This window comes from Bradyrhizobium sp. BR 1433 (assembly GCF_051547665.1).
GTDB classification, from domain to species: Bacteria; Pseudomonadota; Alphaproteobacteria; order Rhizobiales; family Xanthobacteraceae; genus Bradyrhizobium; species Bradyrhizobium australafricanum.
Genome location: NZ_JBPUGG010000001.1, coordinates 8,350,162 through 8,372,647, shown reverse-complemented (window position 1 = coordinate 8,372,647; position 22,486 = coordinate 8,350,162). Strand labels below are relative to the sequence as shown.

Genomic DNA, 22,486 nt, shown 5'->3' with positions numbered 1-22,486 from the left:
GCTGACAGGCCCGCCCGCGCGGCAGCCGGGGAAAGTCCAGGGCCGTCATGAAGCGCGTCCCCCTAAGAACTTCGCCGTCGAGCTCGTGTCCCGGCGGACGCCCTACGCCTTGGACCCCTGAAATCCCCAGCACACGAAGCACCAGCAATCATCGTGCCGTGCATTCGTGCGTTTGTGAACCCATTCACGACCCCGTAGTACCACGGCCCGGCAAGACGATCATCCCCGTTAACTAGTGGATGCCGGCTCCGTTGCCCGACCAAGAACTGCGGTGGTAGATTGCACTATTTAGGACTTGGAACCGATTTTTGTGAGCAATTTGACAGCCACCAATTCATGGCCCGTTCGCACGTCGATCGCGATACCGACATTTGCAGCTACCTTGTTCGTCAGCGCCAGCCTGATGTTCTTCGTCGAACCGATGGTAGCCAAAATGGTGTTGCCAAAGCTGGGCGGCGCGGCATCCGTCTGGACCACATGCCTTGTTTTCTTTCAAGCCACGCTGCTTCTCGGCTACGCTTACGCCCATCTGTTGACGAGGCTTTCGCGCTCCGCCCAGATCATTGTTCACATTTGCGTTCTACTGCCGCTCGCGGCCACCGTATTGCCCTTGTCGCTCGGCGCCGACGCCCCGTCGGCAGAGCAATCCCCCGTCCTGTGGCTCTTACTACGTCTCACCTTGACCTGCGGAATCCCGGTGTTCGTGATTTCGACGACCGCGCCGCTCCTCCAGCACTGGTTTGCGGATGGAAGTCATAAGCAAGCGCGCGATCCCTATTTCCTCTATGCTTTGAGCAACGCTGGCAGCCTACTGGCGCTGCTGGCATACCCCTTGTTGATCGAGCCTGAGCTCACGCTCGATCGGCAGTCTTGGCTCTGGTCGGGTGGGTTTGCCGCACTGGCTTTCGGCCTCGTCGCGTGCGCGGCGATCATGCTGTCGCAGAGGCGCACTGCGGACGCGCCGAAGCCAATCGCTGAAGCAGCCGCAACGGCGGGCACGCGGGATCGCCTGAGGTGGACGGCGCTCGCTTTCATTCCCTCATCCCTGCTTCTCGGCGTCACCCAGTACATCACGACCGACGTGGTGTCGGCGCCGCTGCTGTGGGTGATTCCGCTGACGCTCTACCTTCTGACATTCATTCTGGCCTTCGCGCGCCGGCCGCCATTGCCACATGCAGCGATGCTGCGCGCGCTTCCGATCATGTTGATCCTGGTCGCAATGACCAGTGGCACCAGCGGCAATTTGCTCCCGCTTCCGATTGCGCTGGCCTTCCACCTCGGATGCTTTTTCGTCGTTGGCACCGTCTGCCATGGTGAGCTTGCGAAACGACGGCCGCCCGCCGCTCAACTGACCGAGTTCTATTTCTTTCTCTCGCTAGGCGGCGTCCTGGGCGGCGTCTTCAACGCTCTGATCGCACCACTGATCTTCAATGGTGTATGGGAATATCCGCTGGTGTTGGTTGCGGCCTGCCTGATGCGGCCTCGGATGGTCTCCGAAGCGCGGCGCGGCCTGCCAATGGACCTCGCGCTGCCATTGCTGCTGTCGGCAACCCTGATGATCGGCCAGCACGCCCTCACGTCGCTCGGTTCCGGGCCAGCGGCGGTTACCTTGCTCTACGCGCTATATGTCCTGCCGGCATTGGCACTCGTGAATTTCTCAAAACGACGCCTGCGTTTCGCGCTGGCGGTCGCAGTTCTGCTGTTTATGCCGGTCATGCCACAGAGCACTGGGCAGCAGATCGTCGCCAAGCGGAGCTTCTTCGGCGTCTACCGGGTCGAGCAGCTTTCTGATGCGGGCACGCCGACTCTCGTCCTCATGAGTGGCACCACGATGCACGGCGCAAAGAGCATGCAGCCGAACGAATCCACGCTGCCGATGACTTATTACAGCCCGGAAGGCCCGTTCGGGCGCTTCATCCGCGCACTGCCTCAGGGCGCGACACGCCGCCTTGCGGTGATCGGGTTGGGTAGCGGCGCCCTCGCCTGCTACGCCAAAGCCGGACAGAGCTGGACCTTTTACGAGATCGATCCCATCGTCGAGCGGCTGGCAAGAGAGCATTTCGAGTTCCTGGAAAAGTGCGCTCCAGGCTCGCAGGTCGTTCTGGGCGACGCACGCATGACCATCGCCAATGCGCCTGACGGTAGCTATGACGTGCTTATCGTCGACGCGTTCAGCTCGGATAGCATCCCGATGCATCTGCTAACCCGCGAAGCCCTGACGCTTTACCAGCGAAAGCTGACGCCGGGCGGCCGCCTCCTGTTCCACATCAGCAGCAGAAAACTCGATCTTGCGCTGGTTGTCGGAGCTCTGGCAGCAGATGCGGGCCTGCCAGCGCGAACCCTCTTTGACCTTCCACCGCCAGGGACATCCACGTTCCGGCGCTCTGCAACGCAAGTGGCCGTCATCGCCAAGCGCGAGGCTGACCTTGACTTCCTGTCAAAGGAAGATGGTTGGGAAGCGCTGCCGACTGCACCCTCCCAATATCTATGGACTGATCAGCGAGCAGATCTGTTGCGGGTGATCAGATTTTGATGTTTCGAAGCGCGCGATCAATGATCGATTCCAAGGTTGAGCGGGACGCTCGTTCAGAGCCGCTTGATGCGCTCCGCGGCTTGGCCATTTCGATGGTCATCGCCTACCACTACTTCGGGTTCAAGTTCGGGATATTCGGCGTCAATCTGTTCTTCGTCCTGAGCGGTTTCCTGATCGGCGGCATTCTCCTGGATGGCCGCGAACGGCCCGGCTATTTTCCATCGTTCTATGGACGGCGCGCGTTTCGCATACTGCCGTTGTATTGGCTCCTGCTGATGATCGCGCCGCCTGATCACTGGGGCTATTATCTGCTCTTCATCCAGCAAGCGGCGTGGCTGCAGTTCGGCTTTCCGGTGCATGAGCCGATCTTCGTCACCTGGTCGCTTGCCCTCGAAGAGCAGTTCTACCTGATCCTTCCGATTTTGATTTTCTGGCTGCCGCGACCATGGTTGATCCGTGTGCTGTGGGGCGGCGTCCTGCTAGCCCCCGCCTGGCGCTGGCTCTTTGATGCTTATCTGCCTCACCCGTCGTGGCTGTGCCTGCTGCCAGGTCGCCTGGATGAGCTGTTCGGCGGCGTGTTGATTGCGTGTCTGACGCGCGGCTATTGCCGCTCCCGTACCACATGGGCAATCCTGGCCTTGATTGCACCGGTTTGCGACGTTGTTCATTTCGCGCTGGTTGGCTCCATCGCCGCTCTCTCGGTCGTGGGATTTACCTGCTGCGTTGCGGTCTGGTCGGCCGCCATCACGGAACGACCGGTGATGCTTCGTCCGCTGATCTGGATGGGGCGCCGCTGCTATGCGCTCTATCTATTCCATATGCTCGTGTACGCAGCGGTCCTTAAACTTGATGCTCCGTTCTCCGCATTCATCGCCCTTTTGGCAACGTGCGCCCTTGCGGAGACGAGCTGGCGCGTGATCGAGGCCCCGCTCATCGGCTATGCAAAAAGACGATTCGCAAGAATGGACTCTGGGCCAAATCGGATCATCGGCGCGGCTGTGATGCCGGACCGCTGAATTGACGGCCCGCTCCGGCTCGCCGTTGCTGGTCGCACGCAGCCCGTTGCAGTCGGCACTCGCCCGGCGCTCCGGGCTGCCCGGGTTGGGAAGCGTCATGAAAACCAGGCGACGGTCGCGGGGCGATCAGCCTAGGGCTGATTGTTCGGCGGCCTTTCGATGAACTTCCGACTGCCGTTGAGAAGCTCGAGGTTGTTGGCGATGACCGGATTGCCCGGATCGAGCGAATACGCCTTCTCAAACTTCCGCCGCGCGCCACCCAGATTGCCGCGCAGCATGAGGGAATAGCCCTGGTCGTTGAGGATCTGGACGGTCTCGCCGCCAAGCCGGATCGCCTGCGCATAGGCCTGATCGGCAAGATCGAACCTGCGTATCCGATCATAGCTCGCCGCAAGCCCGACCCAGGCTGTGACATCCTTCGGCGACTTCTCGACGGCATCCTTGAAGTAACGCTGCGCTATTCCGTAATTGCCGCGATTGTATTGCTCCAAGCCCATCCGCACCGGCTCGTCGGAGGGATAGTATTTGACGTCGGTCGGCTCCTGCACCGGGTCTCCGCCCGGAGGATCCACGGGCGCGACGATCGCGGCCTCCCGCGTCGTGTAGTCGCAGGCCCCAAGGCCGCTCGCCAAGCAGCAACAGATCAACGCTGGCGCAAGACGATGCAATCCTCGCCCCGTTCCCCAAGTCCAGCGCATCTCTTGCACCATTCGAAACATCATCGCGAAACTACCTACGAAAAACGGACGGCACGACCGAAACACTGAGGTCAGCGCCAGGAACTAACGTCGCATTCCCCTTCCGAGCCCCTGCCCGACGCGGGATTGATCGACAAGTCGACATCCCAACGGCGAATGCCCAAGAGGCCGAGCCCTTCAGCTCATTACCTGTTGCCCCCCACACCGACGGCGACCGATCCCCCGGTCCCTGCTCCCAATCCGGTCGTGTTGACATTCTGAATTGTGGTGACGGGCGGCGCCTGGCCCATCATCTTGGTCGGATCGCCCATGTCGGGAAGCTGATCGACCGGCTGCTTCGTGGTGCCGTAGCGTTTCACGGCCTCGCTCGTACGCCGCGCGTCATACGCGATCCTGCGATCGCCGACATAGGCCGGCCATGGATGGATCGTGTGGGTGGCGGCGTTGACTTCCTTGGCGTTGCCGGCGCTCATCGTGATGGTGTCGGAGCGCTGGACGTAGCGGTCCATCTCGTCATGCCCGTATACGCCGTAGCAGCCGCCGAGCAGGACGGGGGCGAGCAGAGCGAGGTATCTGATGGTCATTTCTCGCCTCCTCTAATTCAGGGTTTTCACGACTGGCTGGTTCGCACCAACGGCAGCCGGTGGTGGAACAGGTACGACCGCATTGGGCGCGATGATGTGGCCATAGGGACCCTTCACCTCGCCGCCGGAGTTGACGTAGTCGTCGTAGCGCTTGCGAACTTCCATCTGGCCGTTGAGGAAGAAGTCGACGTCGTTGGCCGGCAGGCGCGAGTCGAGCGGCGATGCCAGTTGCTGGCCGGGTGCCGCCGGCGCGACCAGGCGCGGCGTCACGATGATGACCAGGTCGGTTTCCTGCTGCTGGTAGGACTTGCTGCTGAACAAGGCCCCAAGCACCGGCACCGAGCCGATCCAGGGCAATTGCGAAACGTCCTGCTGGTTGCGGGTCTGCAGCAGGCCGGCGATGGCAAAGCTCTGGCCGTCACGCAACTCGACCGTGGTGCGCGCGTCGCGGCGGGTCAATGACGGAACAGTGGTGCCCTGGATCGTCACCGCATTGGAGAAGTCGAGTTCGCTGACCGAGGGCTCGACACGGAGGTTGATCAAGCCGCGCGAGAGCACGGTTGGAACGAAGGCGAGCTCGACGCCGAACTTCTTGTAGTCGATCGACACGGTCGGAAAGCCGGATGTCGACTGGCTCGGGACCGGCACCGGGAATTCGCCGCCGGCCAGGAAGCGCGCGGCGTCACCGGAGAGCGTGGTCAGATTCGGCTCCGCCAGCCGGCGCGCGAGACCTTTGGTTTCCAGCGCGGTAATCAGCAGGTCCACCGAACTGCCATTGCTGGTCCTGAGAATGCTGGTCAGCAGGCTTCCGAACGGCGCCGGAGACACGCCGCCGGCCGAGCCGACAAGCGTGCCGATCGTTCCAAGCACAGGAAGGCTCCCTGTGGGAGCGGCACCGACCGCATCGCCGCCGGCACCCAAGGGGCCATTGGCAGTATTGATACCGCCGATGGGAGTTCGGCCAGCGGCTACGACGCTGCCCCGCCCCGAAATGCCAATATTGGTACCATTGGCGTTGGCCACCCCAAGGTTCACGCCGAGGTCGCGTCCCGCCGACCGGTTGACCTCGAGGAAACGCACCTCGAGCATTACCTGCTGCGGCGCAGCAACGCTCATCGCATTGACGACGATGCCGCCCTGGGGAACGCTGCCCTGGGCAATCGTCATCGCTCGCTCGGCGGCGACCGCATCGGCGGCCATTCCGCTCAGCACCACCTGGCCTTCGGATGCAGACACGCGAATGCCCCGGGTACCGGTGCCGTTCTGGATGTTCTGCTGCAGATTGCCGATATCGACCGTCACCTCGACATCGAGAATGCCGATCTGCTTCATCGAGTTGTCGAACAGGATGACGTTGGTGGTGCCGGTCTTCTTGCCCTGGACGTAGATCAGGTGGTCGCTCAGCGACTTCACGTCGGCGATATCGGGCGAGCCTGCCACGATCGACGCAAACGCCGTATCGACCCTGAAGGTGCGTGACTTGTTGATGGTCACCCTGACACGCTGGACGTCGCTCATCTCGCTGACGAAGACGCCGCCGGACGACGAAGCGCGCCGCTCCGCGGCCGCCGCAAGATCGGTGGAATGAAACAGGGCGATAGCAGCGCCAAACACCATCGCGCTCAAGGCGACCAGCCCAAGTCCCGCATCACCCGAAACGCGACTTCCCATCATGCCAATCCCCTTCGCCGCTTCTCCGCGACGATCCCCCGTAAACCTACGGCCTCGGCGTCCCGATCACTCCAGTTCGTCCACCACGCCGTAGAGCTTACAGTCTGTCCGACTACAAATCGTTACTCACGAAATTCGCATTCCCCGGCGCGCTGAGCTGTCGCATCCCCACTCGCCAGACCGCTAATGGCGGCTCCAGATAATCCCCCGCCGCGCGCCCTGATTGCAAGGAAAGAGCCCTGCCGGGCCGTGCCGCCCCCTGAGAAAACTCCCGGATGTTGCCAGCGCGCACCACTTCCGTAGCCCGCCTAGGCTATTCCTTGTCCCCCGACGGCGAGGCTGTCCGGGCAGCTGCCCGCCCCGGACAAACCAGCTCGAATCAGCCCAGCGAATCGGACTTTTCAGAACGGAATTTTGGTGGTCACGCTGGGCGCGTTGAGCGTGGTGCCCCAGATCGGCATCAGCATCTTGAAGCTGGGTGAAGATGCCGTCACGACAATCGGACTGGTTGCCGTCGCCGGGGCGTTCAGTGTCGGTGTGTAACCATTAGCATACAGGAACGGGGCCACGGCCTGTTTCGCCGCATCCGTCGGCAGCGGATCACCACCGCAACTGGATGGAGTATTCTTGCTGATAACGGCGGTGCTATAACAACCAATCATGATCGTCCGGGCGCCCGCATTCGCGAGCGAACGCAACGATTGCAGGGTGATCGCATAGCGCGCCAGATCGAAGATTGCGAAGATCGCGAGACACAGCGGCACGAAGACGAGACAAAACTCCAACGCTGCCACACCGCGCTGATCGAGCCGCCTCATCACTGCACCAACTGCACGTATTGCGGCGGACTCTTGACCTGCACTTGGGTCGGGCAACCAGAGCTGTCGAGAGTAGCATTGCCGTTGAACGCGACCGACGCGGCGATCAACTGGCCGCAGCTTGTTCCATTGCCCATGCTGATCGTCGGATTACCCTGAAATGTCACGGCCGCGTTTGGTGCGTAAATGGTTCCTGTCAGGTTGATGTTGCTATTTCCGCCAAATTGCACGGCCGCCGCCGAAGCGTCGTACATGGACATGTACTGGAATAGGCTGGCAGAAGACTGAAGGGCCGCAGGAAGCGACGAAGCACTCGGCGCAGCCGACGGCCCTGCAATGGTAATCACCGCATTCCCCTGGTTGTTGATTGTCGCCCCTGGCAGGAGAATGAAGATAGCCGTACCCGAGATCGTGGGAGTACCTGTGATTTTCAGAGTACCCGAGATGAAGTAAACGCAGACGGATGCGGACGCCGGGCAGCCCGTGTTCCCGCCGGGGACAGATTCTCGGCCGTGTTGCCTGTGATGTGGAGATTATTGTTCGTGCATGGGGCGGCGGCCGTGTAAGCGACGAGCATGCTTGCGTTGCAAACCCCATTTGTTTGAAGACCGCATGTTGCGGGGAGGGTCGGATTCGCTCCACACAACGTGGTGAGGGCGGCATCAAGGGCGGTGTAGGGGTTTTGAACCGGCTGCTGATAAAGGAAAGCCTTATTGCAGAACGTTGTGCTCCCCGTGCAACCGCCCGCAGCAGACAATGGACCGGTGAGGGTCATGCCGCCGCCAGTGAAGTCCAATGCGTTGTTGGCCACGCTGTCCGAAAACATGCCGCAATTCTGCGCATTGATGTTGGGGCTCCCCTGGAAGCTCAGAGAGCCCGACAAGGCCAGGACGCATGGTGGATTTGGCGCCACCAGATTGATCTTGGCAACGGCGACCGCACGGATCGGGATGGTGGAAAGCCCGAGCACCTTCGCCAGATAGGCCGGCTGCGTCTGGGTAATCGTGGCTTGCACGAAACAGTTGGCACCGCCAGTGCAATTGACGCCATTCCAGGCCGTGAGCTGGGCGATCGTGACGCTCTGCGAGATTCCGCTCGGAAGGCTCGTCGAGCATCTGGAGCCAACATAGGAGGTATCGCCCGAATTGCAGAACGTGTTCTGCGCAGCAGACTGCTTGCCACGAGAGTCGACCGTACCCGTCGTGGTGCAGGTGGATCCGCAGGCGGCTTGCAAGCCGCCGGAATAGGCAGCCGCATCGGCCGCATTCTGCGCGCGCTGCCGGGTGACATACCAAGACCCCGCCTCGCCCCCAAGCGCGAGCGCGCCGATCAAAGGAATCATCGCGATCACGGTTGCGAATGCAGCCGATCCTCGACGGCAACGGAGCACGTTACTCATGGGACACTCCTATTGAAACCGTTCGGTATAAGGCAACGTGAATGTACAGGAATTGGTATTGCCACTGGTGCACAACACCGACCTCAGCACCATCGGCGCCAGCGTGATGTTCGTGCTGTAGGAATAGAATTTTGGCGACCCGGTGTTGCCGGCGGCGCACAGCGTCACGGTGTCGCCACACATCACCTGGACGACTGAAATGGGGTAACGGGAATCGGCCTTGTTGCGCGCGGTTGTCGACCAGCTCGAGGTGCTCGTCACATCCGTCGGTGGTGAGTACTGGATGGACTGCCCGAACGCGCGCAGCGCCTCCCAGGCGGATGCATACTGGTAGTATGCAATCCCGAGATCAGCGAGCGGCACAAGAACAACCAGGATCAGGAAAAGGTAGACGCTCGGCATCTCGAACGCGACGGCGCCGCGCTGATCCGCGATCAGCGAGCGCTTGAGGCTCATACGTTTTTCCCTGCAAGGCATGGTCACTCACCAAACGTATGGAATCGATCTCCAGCGCGATGCTTCGTAGCTGGAATATTCAGGAAGAGTGCGCCGAAGCACGTCCTCCTCGTAGAGGATCCGGCTAACCTGGATGCCGATGTGCAGGAACAGCCAGGCCACGGTCATCCAGCTCAGGTGCTGCAGCACGACTCCAAGGAACACGATCTCTTCCGATAGGTAGAGAGGGTGCTTGATCCACCGGTAAGGACCGGACTGCACCACCGAGCGTGCCTGCGGCACCAAACTGAACGAACGCCCCAGATGCCGGACGGTGGCGAGGATCATGATCATGCCGATCAGCACGCAAACCGTGGACGCCAGGTTCAGCAATGCCCCATCGGTCCTGTCGAAGAACGTGATGGTCCATGGCCAATAGGTGCCGGCGAATGCCGCGATCCGCGGCAGCAGGCCTTCCGCCTGCGCCTTGGCCGGTCCCCGGGTGAGGATCAGCAGCGCCAGCATCAGGTAGAACACCGCCACGCAGAGGCTCGACACCAGCGACGTCCAGGGCTCGCCGGTCATCGTTCCGAGCTTGAGCGTTACGACGAGTCCCAGAAGAAGAAACCATGCGCTGCCCAGGAACCGGGTTACCCGATCGTAAGCCAGGCTTGCCGGCAATGTCATTGTACTTGCACTCATGGCTTAGTGACCGAGGTTGGAGAACGTACGTGTGAGGTGGAGGAACGGGCTTCCGCCCAAAATGACGAACATCGCGGGGAGTAGGAACAGCACCATCGGAACGGTGAGCTTGGCGCCCAATTTGTGCGCCCTCTCCTCCAGCTTGGTGATGCGCTCCCGACGCAGATCGACGGCGATGCTGCGCAGGGCCTGGCTCAGCGGCGTGCCGTATTGCAGGCTTTGGCTGACCATGGTGCCGAAGCGACGCAGACCTTCCGAGGTCGAAGCAAGCTTCTCGAACGCGTCAGCGCGGCTCGGCAGGACCCGGAGATCATCAAGCAGAGCGTGCAACACATGAGCGATTGATGGATTAGTCTCCCGCATCTCGTCCGCCACGCGTTCCAGCGCGCTTTCCAAACCCATGCCCGCTTCGCTGCAGACGACAAGCAGGTCGATCATATCGGGCGTGCCCACTCGAATCGCCGAATCGAAGCGCCGCTTGAGGATCATTAAAATCACGCGTGGGCCCACAATTCCGAACGCCAGGCCGAGGAACGTGAAGATCATCACGTCACTGAACGGCCTTCCCAGAATTTGCGCGACAGAGAACCCTACGATCGGAAGCGCAAAACTGCTGACCGTCTTGAAGCCGATCCAGATAGGCAGCGTCCGATAATGATTGAATCCTGCCGATTGCAGGACCACCCGCAATTGGCCCAGATTTTCCTGACCGTAAAAGCGCCTGTAGCGCATGCCGACCGATGAAAGCCAGCTGATCAGGTCCTTCGGCGAGGCCGATCGGTCGGGGATGCCCAGCACCGCATTCGACACCCGCGTGTCCAAGGCGCGGAGATGGACCTCACGGATGATCAACAGGAAGGTCGCAGCCGCGACTGCGACGGCGAGAACCGCCAAAGCGACACCGGCCGTCATAGCGAGGTTTCCCTTCTGACCATCCAGCGGATCACGAAATGCCCCATCAGGACCGAACACGCCGCGTATGCGAGCAGCACGTTTCCTTCCGGATCGAACAACAGCAGATCGATCGACTGCGGATTGATCCAGTAGAGCAGCCCGCCGATAATCACCGGGGCAAACGTCAGCGCACGCGAGGAAAAAATGACCTCTCCCGCCAGCGCTTTCGCGCGGGCCGCCAGAGCAACCCGCTGACTCACCGTCTCGCCCAGTGTCTGCAGCGTTTCCGCCAGACTGCCTCCGGTCTTCAATTGCACTGCTAGCGTGACAGCAAACATCGCGTATTCCGGTACTTGCGTTCGCCGATAGACGTCTTCCACGGCTTCCTCGGGCGACCTGCCCAGATTCAATTCGCTACAGACGATTGCAAACTGCCCGGATGTCGGTTGCGGCATTTCGCGGGCGATGGTGCGGAACGCTTCGTTAACGGGCAGCCCCGATCGGACGGTACTCGTCACCAACTGGATCGCGTCGGGAAGTTGCTGGAAGAGTTGATTTGCAAGGCGCCGTTGTTGCCAACCAAACAGACCACGCACGACCAGGATGGCGACGACCCCAGCCGCAATACCCGCCTTCAGGCCAGAGAACTTGAGCAGCTCGTTGAGATAGAGGACTCCCATCGCTGCGAATGCGGCCGCAAGCAGCACATAGACCGGGCGCACAGGGTACACCATCTCAGCGCGGTAATTGGCAAGGCGATCCAGCATATTCCAACGTGAGGCCTTGGCCGCGCGACGGATAGACACCAAGGTTGCCGCTTCAGCTCTCGGCAGAGCAATCTCGAGCTGGCGGTCCATACGCCGCTCTCGCGAATCGAGCCACAGCGTATTTGCCGTGGCGCACAGCAGAAGCACAGAACGATGACCAAGGGTATCGACATCAGATCTGCCTCATCGCCTCGGCCCAGGCTCGATCAAGCCCATAATAGACAAGGCGGCTCTTGAATTTCGGGATCGCGTTGGTGGACCTGTAAGTGCCCGATATCCGCCCGTGAACGTCCTCGTCCTTGTACTCGAAGAGTGCAATGTCATTGGTGGTGATCACTTCGCCCTCCAGGCCGATCACCTCGCTGACCTGGACGATGCGCCGTTGCCCGTCTCGCATGCGCTCGACCTGCACGATGAGGTCCAGGGCGGCGACGATCTGAGCGCGGATTGCACGCGACGGCAGATTGACTTGTCCCATCTGCACCATGTTTTCCACGCGGGTCAAAGCATCGCGCGCACTGTTCGCGTGCACGGTGGAGATTGATCCATCATGGCCGGTGTTCATCGCCTGCAGCATGTCGAATGCCTCGGCGCCGCGCACTTCGCCCACGACGATGCGGTCTGGCCGCATACGCAGCGCGTTCCACAAGAGGTCGCGCTGTGTCACCTGCCCCGTACCTTCAAGGCTAGGCGGGCGTGTCTCCAGGCTAATCACATGCGGCTGCTGAAGCTGGAGCTCCGCAGCGTCCTCGATCGTGACGATGCGCTCGCTGTGGTCGATGAACTGACTCAAGGCGTTCAGTAGCGTCGTCTTGCCCGAACCGGTGCCGCCAGAGACCAGAACGTTGAGCCTGCAGCGTGAGGCGATCTCAAGCAACTGCCCAAGCGCCGCGTTCATCGTTCCGTTTTCGATCATCGCGGCGATGTTGTAACGCCGGCTCGGGAACTTTCGGATAGAGATGCAGGGGCTATGAAGTGCCAGCGGCGGCAGGATGATGTTGACGCGGCTGCCATCAGGCAGACGGCAGTCTACCATCGGGCTGGATTCGTCGACGCGGCGGCCGACCTGCGAGGCGATTTTCTGCGCGACTGCGGCGATGTGGTCATTGTCGCGAAATCGAACCGCGACCCGCTCGAGCTTGCCGGCCCGCTCGACGTAGACGTTGCTCGGTCCGTTGATCATGATGTCGTTAATCGTCTCGTCGAGCAGAAGCGGACGAAGCGGTCCGTAGCCGGTCATGTCGTCGGCGATTTCCTCTGCGAGGAACAGCTGCTCGCGGCCCGACAGCTCCAACCGCTCCTGGTTGGCGATACCGTGGATGATTTCCTCGATCTGCCGCCGCAAGACGTCGCGGGAGACGGTGGTGGCAATCGCGGGCTCGATCTGCTCGATCACCCGTTCGCGCAGCGACGCCGGCATCACCGGATGGTGCGAAGGCTCTTCATGCTTCGGCGCCGGCGCAAACAGGCTGGGTGCCGGTGACGCCGCGCTCGGCTCCGCCGGCGGCAAGGACGGCGGGACCGGATGCACACTTGGCTCCGGTGGCGGCGCGACCAGCACCGCTCCAGGCATCCGCACCGGCATTTCGTCTGCTCGCCTGCCGAACTTTTTCATAGCCCGAGCCACCTCTTCCACCCAGACCTTTTCATGGAGCCGACGCCTGTGATCTCTCGTACGATCGGGGCGAGGTGACGCCGCAGCCTGGATACGTGTTTCAGCGCCGGAACGCCGAGATTGACCGCCTGGGTCATTCCCTTGCCGAGATCGGGGATGATCATGTCCGGCTCGGCGCCCAGCGCCTTGACGATCGTCGCCCTGGGAAGACCGCCGGCGCGGTCGGCCCGATTGAGCAACGTAAACACGCGATCCTTGCCCGCGATGTTGGTGACGGCGTTGCGAAGCGCGTGGGCATTGCGCAGACCGGTCACCTCGGCTTCCAGCAGCACCAATACATGACGCGACATCTGTATGACCGGATAGATCGATGCCGGGAACGGCACCGGCACGTCGACAACAACGTAGTTGAACCGCTGGCGGAGCAGGCCCAGCACGTGCCGCACGCCCGCTTCGGTGATATCGAGCTTGGCATCGAGCTCCTCATCGCCGGAAATCAAGCAGACTCGATCATTCACCTCGATCGCCGCACGCTCGAGAAACAGCGTGTCGGCCCGCATCGGGTTTTCAAGGGCGATGCGGAGGCCGGGTCCAGGACGAACACCCAGCATCACCGCGGTCTCGCCGCCCTGCAGGTGCAGGTCGAGCAGTGCGACCTTGGCCTTGGTGGTTTCGGCCAGCTGCAGTGCGAGATTGATCGCGACGCTCGTGGCTCCAGCACCGCCCTGCGCCCCACAGATCGAGACCACGTGTCCGCCGCGATCGTTCTGGGCGGGCGCGACGTCGCCGACTAGCTTCGGACGCAGCTGGTCGAGCACGATGTCCCTGGTGATCGGCGTTGGAAGGTATTCGGTAAGGCCGATCTCCATTAGCTCGCGGTAGAAGGTGATCTCCCGGTTGTCGCCGATCAGGGCAACCTTCACATCGGGCGGACAGACACTGGCCAGACGTTCCAGTTCAGTAAAGGGATCATCCATCCCGCTGATGTCGGTCACCAGCGCGTACAGATCGGTGTCGGTCTCGAGCATTCGTGTCGCATGGCGGATGGTGCCACGCCGGATCACCAGATTGCTGCCGTCGAGACCCTTGCGAAGAGCCGCAGCGCTCAACTCGTCGTTCACGAAGCAGACGATACGGTTGCGCGCAACAAGGGACGTCGTCTCTTCGGGTAAGTCCACCACTGCCATGTTCACACTCATCAACGTTTCTCCGGCGTCTTGCCAACGTCACTTGCCGCCGCTGTCGTCTGGCGGTCAAAGTCGGATGGCCCATCGCAACCAGCACGGTCATCATCTGCATCCTGTTTCCTCACCGAATACTGCTTGACCCCGCTACCGGAATAGATCGCCACTGTCGTGCTCTGGCCGGCGACAGCACTCTGGCGCGCCAGCTCGGGCGACACATCGCAGCTGGATGTCGCACCCGTGTCGGCCTTGTCCCACTGCTCGGCCGCAGCTCGGACGACGAGCGAGAGCGTTCCAAGCTGCTTTGCAACGGCAACCTTCTTGACCTGCTCCGGCTTGAGCTCCAACGAAACGGTTTGCGCCGTCTTGCCTACGACAGCATTGCTGACGGGGCGCCCACCTTGTGCAATCTCCTGATCGATCGCGATGACGCGCACATTGGACAGAACGGTTTCGCTGACTGCTCGCCGCACCGGATCCGCCTTCTCGAACACCTGGGTCAACACTACGTCGACATTGTCGCCCGGCCTGATCAGACCCGAGACGCCAGTCTCCTCGTCGACCTTGATGCTGATCGCGCGGCTGTCAGGCGCCAGAACGCTGGCGAGGAAGCCACGATCCTTCGGACGCAGGATGTCCTCCAGAGTAATGGCGCTGCCAGCGTCGACGAACCTGCGAACCAGAGAACCGGGAAGTCCGGCTTTGGAATCAGGCGTTTCGAGGATCGCCCCTCCGGGGACACGGTTCGGCGCCGCCTGGCGCACGGCGAAATCTTCGTCCCGCGCCAACGTCCCCTTCGACAGCGGACGCGTCGCAACGAAGTAGCCGACGGTCGCCGGCGCGGCCGCCGGCTTTTCCGCGACCACCTCCGCGACAACCGGATCTTTCGGCTGGTTGACGTTGTAGGCAATGATCCCGAGTGCCGTAGCCGCAAGCAACAGCACCATGATGATCGAGACGCGCAAAGCGGACGACATGTCAAAATCCTTTGCTTAAAATAGCCCAGATACCGCCGCATGCGATGGCGACCCCGTAGGGTAGCGGTGCATGCCTCAAATGACGCCAGCGCTCGACCGCATAGACCCTTCGCGCAAGCGACGATCTGGCGGGCGCCAGCCGCGGGTATGGCAGGCGGCGCATCATCAAATGCACTGCGGCCAGAGCGCCACCGGCCAATGCAGTTACGGTCAACAATTCAATCACGCCGGCCAGCGGGAGGCCGAGCGCCAGGGCAACCAGCAATTTGACGTCGCCGCCGCCAATCATTCCGCGCTGGTAGATCACGAACAGCACCAGAAACAGGATTGCAGCAACGATCAGCGACTGGCCAATCTGCATTGGGCCGGCCAGTTGACCAACGATCCCAAGGAACGCCAGCGCCAGACAGATTTCGTTTCGGATCAATCGTGTCGCGATATCGATCGTTGCGACGTAGAACAACAATGCGATTGCCAGACACGAGGTCGTGGTCGCAATCCAATTCATAAAATATAGCCTCGAGAGTGGTGGGGGCATAAACTGGTGCCCCCCTCCCGTGGCGCGGTCTTCGCCGGTTAAGCAGAGACCGCGTTAGTGACCGAGGTAGTGATGGTGGTAATCGCACTGGTCAGCGCAGCACCAATACCACTCGCAGTGCTTGTACCGAACGCGGCAGCGACTGCAGCCACGATGCAAGCGGCCACGATCACGTACTCGAACGACACGACGCCGTCCTTGTCCGCGCGCAGACGCAGCAACGCTTCACTGGCCCTGATATAACAACGCAACATGGAGAGAACCTCCTCTACCTTGCCGACATCGCAATCCGGTTGAAGACTGTTGGCAGAAGACTCTGCCAACGCCGTCAACGTTCGGATTAGGCCGAGACCGCGTTGGTGACGGAGGTGGTGATCGTGGTGATCGCGGAGTTCAGCGCCTTGCCGATACCGGACCCGGTGCCGGTTCCGAATGCCGCAGCGACGGCGGCGACGACGCAAGCGGCGACGATCACGTACTCGAACGACACAACGCCGTCCTTGTCCGAGGCGAGACGCTTGAAGGCTTCGGTGGTCTGGATGTAAAGCTTCAACATACGGAAAATATCCCTTTTACGATGAATTTACGCAATAGGTTGGCGGGCAAAATCCAGTGCCAACTAATTTTTCTTATAATCTGTCGCGAGAAAGCTGTCGATTGGTAATCGTTTATTAACCCTACCGGCGTAGCGGCTGGCACCCTCTTTAGGCTGGATGCTCCGAAGAAACGCACGAAAACCCCTTAAATTATAGGGTTTTTGCATTTCGCGACATTTCAGTTTGGCTGCTCCGTGCGAATACGGTGATAGCGCCCAAGCGACACTGACGAAGCTGTCGCGAGACCGAGGTCGAGGGCGACAGCGTCATAATTCGGCTCCACAAGGTACCCGTCGATCGCCATTTGCAGGATCACCCGTCTCAGTAACAGGTCCCGGAGTCCCTCCCGAGCCGGCCGCAGCTCTCTGGGTTGGATTGTCGCCATTGCGCAACTGCCAGCGGCGGCTTGCCTGCGTCCGCCGGCGGGGCCGGTAGCCTGCCGCGCTCTTCGTCTAGGAGCTGCGAATGAACCTTCTGGATCTGAACGTTCCGCTCGAGCAGGGAAATTGCCTTTGCTTGAACCTGCTCTGCCAACGCTTTGCGCAGGGCGTTCTCCCGATCGAGCAGCTCTGGAAACGGCAATAGCGGCCGTACGAGCTCGGTCGCCTTGATCACGCCTGACGCCTTTCCCCGCGTCTGCGCGACGGCGCCGGTTGGCGTCTAACAAACGCACGCTCCCGCTTGTAGGCACATCGCATCCGTGCGAGGCCGGGCTTGCTCGCCTAAGCGGCGCCGGATGATCTTCCCTCCGCGGGCCTAATCTGGATCGCTCCGAATCCTCCCAATACAATAGCACGACAGGCTAGAGGTGGCGCCTGTGTTCACGCAGCGTCGTTTCAAATACGAAATGAGTGCCTGATCTGCCTCAGCATGGCCAGCGTCGCGTCGGTGTACCGACCATACGTGAGATACTGATCTACTTGCGATGCTCCAAGCACCACGAGTGCGGCTATCGCGAAGCCCTTGATCATAGTGGGCCTCTCCTACGAAAGAGACCGCCAACCTGGCTGTCCAGAGTTTCAGTTGTGTTGAAACTTTGCTGCCGCTGCTTGCGACCTATCTGCAATAAGTGAATGCTGGCCGAAAACGGTAACCAGAGCCTTAAGCGAGCGCGGAGTCGGTCTAAGTTCCAGGAAAAAGCTCTACGGGCACGACCGGTATGCCAGCTAAGGGCGAGCTCGCCGGACATTGCTCTCCCGCTTTTTTTGGTTGCGTGGCGAAAACGGACCCAGCGCTCTCCGCTGCGTTCGGTCTCATAGGCTGCTATGGCAATCGATGGTTCGCGTTCCGAAGTAGAGCAGCCTTAACCAAGGTTGGGCCGAAGGCGTAAGCAGAACCTGCTCTTCACTTACCTGTCTCACCGGATCTGGCTGGCCAGCTTGCGCCAGTGGTAGCCACGCTTTTCGACGTCCTCCCGGATTTCTTCGCTCACCGATCGCACGGTGCGCTTCCTTTTGCGCCAATTTCCGCCCAAGTTCGAAGGAATGGGAAGTCCGCGTCGGATAACCAGCAGATCGTTCTTCCCACTCAAGTATACATCGTACATGAGAGCGCCCTGTTGCGGGGAGCAACATAAACCTATGCAGGGCATCGTTGGTGGCACGGGTGCCACAGCAATTTCAAAACTAATGTGTCGGGGCCAGTTAACTAGAACTTCGAGGGATGCGTCCAAGGCTCACTTCTGCCGGAACGCGTGATTGAACGACATCACCAGCGGCCCCACGATGTAGTCAAACGCCGTTCGCTGAACCGTCGGGATCATGACCGTTGCCGGCATACCCGGGTAAAGGCGAACGTTGGGCATGGTCGCCAGCTCGCCCTGGTCGATCCGAACGAAGGCCGTGTAATAGGGATTGTTGGTCTTGGGATCCGTCAAGCGGTCCGCCGAGACCTGAATGACGTCACCATGAATGATCGGAACGATCCGCTGTTTGTAAGCGGTCAGGTGAACTTCCGCGCGCGTGTTTGGATGCACGTCGCTGATATCCTCGACCGCCACCTGCGCTTCGATTGTGAGCGGATCCTCGTCGGGCACGATGTCCAGGATCTTGTCGCCGCGTTGGATCACGCCTCCTACCGAAAACACGCTAGCCCAACCACGCGTCCGGTATAGGGAGCACGAATTTCCATCCGGCCGAGCACGGCTTTGGCGTTCGTCGCCTTCGGGATGACCTCCAGGAGCTTGGCTTGCGTATCGCGCAAATCCTTCGTGACGTCTGTCATCCGATCGTTGTCGAACTGGGCGATCTGCTGCTCCTGCTCGGCGATCGCCTGGCGAGCTTTGGCGATGTTGGCGTTCGCATCGGCGATCTGGCCTTCGAGACCGTACGCCGTCCGCTCCAGCTGCAGGATGCGGGGACGCGCGATCAACCCGCGTTCGACCAGCGGGGCGATGTCCCTGGCTTCCTTGCGCACTGAGTCGATCTGGTTGGTGAACGATTTCACCTGCGCTTCCCCGCCAACGATCTGGGACCCCAGCTGGTTGATCTTTTCACGGACGACGCTTCTTTGTCCTTCGAGCGACGCCCGGCGGCTGTCAAACTGACTGAGCTGCCCGTTCCAGACGCTTTTGAAATAGGAATCGTCAGAGCGTGCCATCAGATCCGGCGGCATGACCAGCGCGGATCCATGGTCGAGCTCGGTCAGAAGCCGGACTTCCGTTGCGCGCAGCACGGCATATTGCTGGGTCAGCACCTCGAATTCGGCGCGAGCCTGGGTCTCGTCCAGAACGATCAGCAGATCGCCTGCGAGGACCCTGTCGCCTTCCCTGACATGCAATTCCTTGACGATGCCGCCATCAAGGTGCTGGAGGCTCTTGCGGTTGCCGTCGATCTTCACGACCGCGTTGGCAACTACCGCACCGTTGAGCGGCGCAGTCACGGCCCAAGTACCGATCCCGCCGAAAAAGACGGCGATGATCAGCCAACCCGCTATTGCGACCTTACGAATGGAGTCGTTTGGTGATCCATCCTCGTTGGCGCGTTTTGTTCCGCGTGGGGCAGCGGCGGGACGCATCGACAGCTCTGTGACATCAAGCAATGTCATGATTTCTCCTAACCGGTCGCTTCCCGAACTGCAGGAACCGGCACAGGCCGCGTGAGGCGCGCCAGGATTTCGCTCCGCGGTCCGAACATCTCGGCCACGCCTTCGCGCAACACCAATATCTTGTCGACCACGCCGATCGTGGCCGGCCGATGCGAAATGATCACCACCGTGGTCCCGCGCTTCTTCAGCTGCGTGATGCAGTCGGCGAGCGCCGCATCGCCCTCGGCATCAAGGTTCGAGCTCGGCTCATCGAGCACGACCAGGCTTGGATTGCCGTAGACCGCGCGTGCGAGGCCGATGCGCTGGCGGTAGCCTCCGGACAGGATCGCGCCGCCTTCCCCGACCTGGGTATCGTAGCCATCGACGAGCCGCAGGATCATCTCGTGCACGTCGGCCATTCGCGCCGCCAGAATGATGTCCTTGTCGTCACCGTCCTTGAACCGACAAATGTTGGCTGCCACCGTATCGGCAAACAGCTCGATATCCTGGGGCAGATAGCCAAGATGCTCGCCGAGCGACGACCTGATCCAGCTCGAAACGTCGGATCCGTCGAGGCGAACGGCCCCTGCGGATGGCGCCTGAACGCCGACAATATGACGCGCGAGCGTGGATTTGCCGGCGCCAGAGGGGCCAATGATCCCCAGGACTTCACCCGGTTCGATCTGGAAGGTGACCCCGCGCAGAATGGGCTTCGACGTTCCAGGCGCAGCAAAGGACAGCGCTTCGACGGAAATACGGCCTTCGGGCCGCGGCAGCGTCAGTCCTGTTTCGCGCGGCGGGTTGGCCGCCAACAGCTCGCGCACCCGCAGGAATGCGCCGCGGGCCGAAACGAGACCACGCCAGGATCCAACGATCTGTTCGATCGGCTGCAACGCGCGGCCAAGCAGGATGCTGGCGGCAACATGGCACCAGCGGTGGTGAGCCGCTCGATCACCAGATAGGCGCCGAGACCGAGAATCAAGGATTGCATCGACAGCCGCAGGAAGCGGATCAGGCTCTGCATCGTGGCCGCGCGATCGCTTGCGGCGACTTGGCGCTCAAGCATTCGGTCGCGGTCCCGGCCCCATCGCTTCAGGAGGCCGGCGGTCATCCCCATTGCGCGCACCACTTCCGTATTGCGCAGACTCATCTCGGTGAAACTGTAATTTCGATTTGCCGCCTCGCTGGATTCGGAAAGCGGAGGCTTTACGATCCATTCGTTGAGAAGGGCCATCAGGACCAGGATGATCGTGCACCCAAGCGCAAAAGCGCCCAGCAACGGGTGCAGAGCGAAAATCACCGCGATGTATATCGGCGACCACGGCAGATCGAAGATAGCGTGAATTCCGGATCCGGTGATAAACTGGCGGAACGTATCAAAATCACGCAAGAGCTGGCTGCGCGCGCCGCCGATTTTTGCCGAATGGTCGATGATTGCGGTCATCACCCGCGGCGCGATCTTGCGATCGAGGCGAATGCTGGTGCGCGTCAGTACGCGTGCGCGTACCGCATCGAGCCCCGCGAGCGCCATGAACGCCAGCAATAGCGCCAGCGTCAGCATCAACAGCGTGACCTCGCTGGCGCTCGAGATCACGCGGTCATACACCTGCAGCATGTACAGCGGACCGGCCAGGTAGAGCAGGTTAATAGCCAGGCTGAATATGGCTGCAGTGACAAAATAACCTTGGCAGGCTTGCAGCGCCTGCCGCATTTCGTCCGCTCTTTTCCGAAGGGTACTCACGCGGAACCTGGCCGGAGCCATCCCTTAAAAATGATGACTGACAGCCAATAGGCGGCAGTCAAAAGGTCCAAGTAAATCAATTATCCAATCTATCCTGCTTAGCATGGCCGGCGGCTGCGCCAAAGCCGCTGCCGACCCAAAAACGGCAGGAGGGTAAACTTCCGGGGTTCGCTTCTCCCCCATCATTTTCCTCCCCCGTGAAGTTCACGCCCCTCAGGCGATGTGGTGCGGATCATAGGTGATCACCGTACCGTTCGTTGTGTCGGCCTTCTCGGCAAAGCCGGCCGGATCGTATTGACCGAGCAGGACGATGTTCGCCGTGTGAGCGCCGTCTGACACCGTCAGGGTGCCGCCGGTCCCCGCCTGGTTTTCCGCGAAGCTCACCGCGGTGTTGGCGCCGAAGCTGATGCCCTTGAGATTGATGTCGTCATTGCCATCGAGGCCGCTCACCGTTCCGGAGAAGTGGAAGGCGTCATCCAGGATCAGGTGGCCAGCGGCAGTCACATCGAAGGTAACGCCTGCCGCCGAGGCTGCCCCGAACTCGATGGTGCCGGCCCCACTGATCAGAGCGCCGCCGCTGCCGGTAACCTCGCCCTCAGCTGTGACGTTACCGCCATTGGCCCAGATCAGGCCGCTGTTGGCCACCGCACTGGCGAGCACCAGCCCACCCGTACCGGTTGCCTCTAGCGTGCCGGCGTTGGCAATCACGTTGGCGCCCGTGTCGATCACCAGGGCGTGGGTCCCGGTGGCATTGATGGTGCCTTCGTTGCTCAGGGTCAGGCTCCCCTGCCCGATCTGCCCGGCACCGGAGATCACGTTGTCGACGTTGTCGAGCGTGACGTTCGAGGCCGTGCCGGCGATGATGTTGTGGTCATCGTCAGACAGGGTCACATGGCCGCCGCCGTTGAGCGTGAGCCCGGTCTGGATCAGCTGCAGCAGCGTGTCGTCGCCGGAAGCCTGCAGGTCGATCTCGCCAGTGTTGTGGATGGCGCCCGACAGCGGCAGCATCGCCCCATCGCCGATGGTCATCAGGCCTGGATTTTCGACGGTCGGCGTGACGTCGAATTCGAAGTTTGCTGCGGTCAGGTCCGCCGCATGCACGTGGTCGAGCGTGATGGTCTGGCCGTCAGCCAGCGTGATCACAGCATTGCCATTTCCGTCGTCCGCCGTGTGGGCCTGAACTTCCGCGAAACTCTGCCAGCCGTAGCTGATCAGGTCGATGACGTCGGATGACACCTCGAAGCTGTGGACGACGTCGTTGCCGATCGGCCGCGAGAACACGAACGTGTCGTGA

General features: G+C 61.2%; 23 protein-coding genes and 1 pseudogene. 2 read left to right on the top strand and 22 right to left on the bottom strand.

From position 1 onward, the window contains the following. Positions 1 to 310: 310 nt before the first annotated feature. Together ACSKB9_RS40055 and ACSKB9_RS40050 are read left to right on the top strand one after the other, a co-directional pair. Complete coding sequence (locus ACSKB9_RS40055; RefSeq protein WP_438079775.1) at positions 311 to 2,533, top strand: spermidine synthase; 2,223 nt, start codon at positions 311 to 313, stop codon at positions 2,531 to 2,533. A gap of 20 nt (positions 2,534 to 2,553) precedes the next feature. Beyond that, entirely contained in the window at positions 2,554 to 3,549 is a 996-nt protein-coding gene (locus ACSKB9_RS40050) for an acyltransferase family protein (RefSeq protein ID WP_438079774.1), read from the top strand. 131 nt (positions 3,550 to 3,680) lie between these two features. Here the strand turns inward: ACSKB9_RS40050 and ACSKB9_RS40045 are convergent, their stop codons facing one another. The 22 genes and pseudogenes from ACSKB9_RS40045 to ACSKB9_RS39940 all read right to left on the bottom strand — a co-directional run bounded on the left by ACSKB9_RS40045 (position 3,681) and on the right by ACSKB9_RS39940 (position 22,473). Next, positions 3,681 to 4,217 (bottom strand): tetratricopeptide repeat protein, encoded by a 537-nt coding sequence (locus ACSKB9_RS40045; RefSeq protein WP_438080605.1) that lies wholly within the window; start codon positions 4,215 to 4,217, stop codon positions 3,681 to 3,683. A gap of 215 nt (positions 4,218 to 4,432) precedes the next feature. Further along, positions 4,433 to 4,831 (bottom strand): hypothetical protein, encoded by a 399-nt coding sequence (locus ACSKB9_RS40040; RefSeq protein WP_438079773.1) that lies wholly within the window; start codon positions 4,829 to 4,831, stop codon positions 4,433 to 4,435. A gap of 12 nt (positions 4,832 to 4,843) precedes the next feature. Beyond that, the gene (locus tag ACSKB9_RS40035) at positions 4,844 to 6,505 is read right to left on the bottom strand and encodes a type II and III secretion system protein family protein (protein ID WP_438079772.1); all 1,662 of its coding nucleotides are present in this window, start codon (positions 6,503 to 6,505) and stop codon (positions 4,844 to 4,846) included. Between the two features lie 398 nt (positions 6,506 to 6,903). Beyond that, complete coding sequence (locus ACSKB9_RS40030; protein ID WP_438079771.1) at positions 6,904 to 7,320, bottom strand: TadE/TadG family type IV pilus assembly protein; 417 nt, start codon at positions 7,318 to 7,320, stop codon at positions 6,904 to 6,906. Further along, positions 7,320 to 7,667, bottom strand: a complete 348-nt coding sequence (locus ACSKB9_RS40025; RefSeq protein ID WP_438079770.1) for a DUF7305 domain-containing protein — start codon at positions 7,665 to 7,667, stop codon at positions 7,320 to 7,322. The genes ACSKB9_RS40030 and ACSKB9_RS40025 overlap by 1 nt, the downstream gene beginning before the upstream one ends. Positions 7,668 to 7,750: 83 nt before the next feature. Beyond that, positions 7,751 to 8,719 carry a pilus assembly protein TadG-related protein gene (locus tag ACSKB9_RS40020; RefSeq protein ID WP_438079769.1) on the bottom strand — a complete coding sequence of 323 codons (969 nt, stop codon included), beginning with the start codon at positions 8,717 to 8,719 and terminating at the stop codon, positions 7,751 to 7,753. Between the two features lie 9 nt (positions 8,720 to 8,728). Then, a complete protein-coding gene (locus ACSKB9_RS40015) occupies positions 8,729 to 9,175 on the bottom strand; it encodes a hypothetical protein (RefSeq protein WP_438079768.1) in 447 nt (148 codons plus the stop codon). 27 nt (positions 9,176 to 9,202) lie between these two features. Then, on the bottom strand, positions 9,203 to 9,841 hold the full coding sequence (locus tag ACSKB9_RS40010) for a methyltransferase family protein (protein WP_438079767.1): 639 nt from the start codon (positions 9,839 to 9,841) through the stop codon (positions 9,203 to 9,205). Positions 9,842 to 9,859: 18 nt separating this feature from the next. Beyond that, positions 9,860 to 10,768: a type II secretion system F family protein gene (locus tag ACSKB9_RS40005; RefSeq protein WP_438079766.1), complete on the bottom strand. Its 909-nt coding sequence runs from the start codon at positions 10,766 to 10,768 to the stop codon at positions 9,860 to 9,862. Then, positions 10,765 to 11,607 (bottom strand): type II secretion system F family protein, encoded by an 843-nt coding sequence (locus ACSKB9_RS40000; protein WP_438079765.1) that lies wholly within the window; start codon positions 11,605 to 11,607, stop codon positions 10,765 to 10,767. The genes ACSKB9_RS40005 and ACSKB9_RS40000 overlap by 4 nt, the downstream gene beginning before the upstream one ends. A gap of 82 nt (positions 11,608 to 11,689) precedes the next feature. Further along, positions 11,690 to 13,132: an ATPase, T2SS/T4P/T4SS family gene (locus ACSKB9_RS39995; RefSeq protein ID WP_438079764.1), complete on the bottom strand. Its 1,443-nt coding sequence runs from the start codon at positions 13,130 to 13,132 to the stop codon at positions 11,690 to 11,692. After that, complete coding sequence (locus ACSKB9_RS39990) at positions 13,129 to 14,331, bottom strand: AAA family ATPase (RefSeq protein WP_438079763.1); 1,203 nt, start codon at positions 14,329 to 14,331, stop codon at positions 13,129 to 13,131. The genes ACSKB9_RS39995 and ACSKB9_RS39990 overlap by 4 nt, the downstream gene beginning before the upstream one ends. Continuing rightward, entirely contained in the window at positions 14,331 to 15,293 is a 963-nt protein-coding gene (gene cpaB, locus ACSKB9_RS39985; protein WP_438079762.1) for a Flp pilus assembly protein CpaB, read from the bottom strand. The genes ACSKB9_RS39990 and cpaB overlap by 1 nt, the downstream gene beginning before the upstream one ends. 1 nt (position 15,294) lies before the next feature. Beyond that, positions 15,295 to 15,801: an A24 family peptidase gene (locus ACSKB9_RS39980; RefSeq protein ID WP_438079761.1), complete on the bottom strand. Its 507-nt coding sequence runs from the start codon at positions 15,799 to 15,801 to the stop codon at positions 15,295 to 15,297. A gap of 68 nt (positions 15,802 to 15,869) precedes the next feature. Further along, entirely contained in the window at positions 15,870 to 16,163 is a 294-nt protein-coding gene (locus ACSKB9_RS39975; RefSeq protein ID WP_438079760.1) for a hypothetical protein, read from the bottom strand. Positions 16,164 to 16,171: 8 nt separating this feature from the next. Then, complete coding sequence (locus tag ACSKB9_RS39970) at positions 16,172 to 16,387, bottom strand: hypothetical protein (protein WP_438079759.1); 216 nt, start codon at positions 16,385 to 16,387, stop codon at positions 16,172 to 16,174. Between the two features lie 361 nt (positions 16,388 to 16,748). Continuing rightward, on the bottom strand, positions 16,749 to 17,042 hold the full coding sequence (locus ACSKB9_RS39965; protein WP_438079758.1) for a hypothetical protein: 294 nt from the start codon (positions 17,040 to 17,042) through the stop codon (positions 16,749 to 16,751). 742 nt (positions 17,043 to 17,784) lie between these two features. Further along, on the bottom strand, positions 17,785 to 17,958 hold the full coding sequence (locus ACSKB9_RS39960) for a hypothetical protein (RefSeq protein WP_438079757.1): 174 nt from the start codon (positions 17,956 to 17,958) through the stop codon (positions 17,785 to 17,787). Between the two features lie 144 nt (positions 17,959 to 18,102). Then, positions 18,103 to 18,495 carry an HlyD family efflux transporter periplasmic adaptor subunit gene (locus tag ACSKB9_RS39955; protein WP_438079756.1) on the bottom strand — a complete coding sequence of 131 codons (393 nt, stop codon included), beginning with the start codon at positions 18,493 to 18,495 and terminating at the stop codon, positions 18,103 to 18,105. Positions 18,496 to 18,500: 5 nt separating this feature from the next. Then, positions 18,501 to 19,472, bottom strand: a complete 972-nt coding sequence (locus ACSKB9_RS39950) for an HlyD family type I secretion periplasmic adaptor subunit (RefSeq protein ID WP_438079755.1) — start codon at positions 19,470 to 19,472, stop codon at positions 18,501 to 18,503. Between the two features lie 8 nt (positions 19,473 to 19,480). Beyond that, positions 19,481 to 21,162, bottom strand: a pseudogene (locus ACSKB9_RS39945) (type I secretion system permease/ATPase). Between the two features lie 243 nt (positions 21,163 to 21,405). Further along, positions 21,406 to 22,473, bottom strand: a complete 1,068-nt coding sequence (locus tag ACSKB9_RS39940; protein WP_438079754.1) for a hypothetical protein — start codon at positions 22,471 to 22,473, stop codon at positions 21,406 to 21,408. Positions 22,474 to 22,486: the final 13 nt, after the last annotated feature.

What these genes read in the sequence shown, in the direction of transcription:
- ACSKB9_RS40030 (WP_438079771.1), bottom strand. Translation starts at nt 7,320, where the DNA reads ATGAGGCGGCTCGATCAGCGCGGTGTGGCAGCGTTGGAGTTTTGTCTC.
- ACSKB9_RS40005 (WP_438079766.1), bottom strand. Translation starts at nt 10,768, where the DNA reads ATGACGGCCGGTGTCGCTTTGGCGGTTCTCGCCGTCGCAGTCGCGGCT.
- ACSKB9_RS40010 (WP_438079767.1), bottom strand. Translation starts at nt 9,841, where the DNA reads ATGACATTGCCGGCAAGCCTGGCTTACGATCGGGTAACCCGGTTCCTG.
- ACSKB9_RS40015 (WP_438079768.1), bottom strand. Translation starts at nt 9,175, where the DNA reads ATGAGCCTCAAGCGCTCGCTGATCGCGGATCAGCGCGGCGCCGTCGCG.
- cpaB (WP_438079762.1), bottom strand. Translation starts at nt 15,293, where the DNA reads ATGTCGTCCGCTTTGCGCGTCTCGATCATCATGGTGCTGTTGCTTGCG.
- ACSKB9_RS40040 (WP_438079773.1), bottom strand. Translation starts at nt 4,831, where the DNA reads ATGACCATCAGATACCTCGCTCTGCTCGCCCCCGTCCTGCTCGGCGGC.
- ACSKB9_RS39995 (WP_438079764.1), bottom strand. Translation starts at nt 13,132, where the DNA reads ATGAAAAAGTTCGGCAGGCGAGCAGACGAAATGCCGGTGCGGATGCCT.
- ACSKB9_RS39950 (WP_438079755.1), bottom strand. Translation starts at nt 19,472, where the DNA reads ATGACATTGCTTGATGTCACAGAGCTGTCGATGCGTCCCGCCGCTGCC.
- ACSKB9_RS40050 (WP_438079774.1), top strand. Translation starts at nt 2,554, where the DNA reads ATGATCGATTCCAAGGTTGAGCGGGACGCTCGTTCAGAGCCGCTTGAT.
- ACSKB9_RS39990 (WP_438079763.1), bottom strand. Translation starts at nt 14,331, where the DNA reads ATGAGTGTGAACATGGCAGTGGTGGACTTACCCGAAGAGACGACGTCC.
- ACSKB9_RS40000 (WP_438079765.1), bottom strand. Translation starts at nt 11,607, where the DNA reads ATGGACCGCCAGCTCGAGATTGCTCTGCCGAGAGCTGAAGCGGCAACC.
- ACSKB9_RS40020 (WP_438079769.1), bottom strand. Translation starts at nt 8,719, where the DNA reads ATGAGTAACGTGCTCCGTTGCCGTCGAGGATCGGCTGCATTCGCAACC.
- ACSKB9_RS40035 (WP_438079772.1), bottom strand. Translation starts at nt 6,505, where the DNA reads ATGATGGGAAGTCGCGTTTCGGGTGATGCGGGACTTGGGCTGGTCGCC.
- ACSKB9_RS39980 (WP_438079761.1), bottom strand. Translation starts at nt 15,801, where the DNA reads ATGAATTGGATTGCGACCACGACCTCGTGTCTGGCAATCGCATTGTTG.
- ACSKB9_RS39970 (WP_438079759.1), bottom strand. Translation starts at nt 16,387, where the DNA reads ATGTTGAAGCTTTACATCCAGACCACCGAAGCCTTCAAGCGTCTCGCC.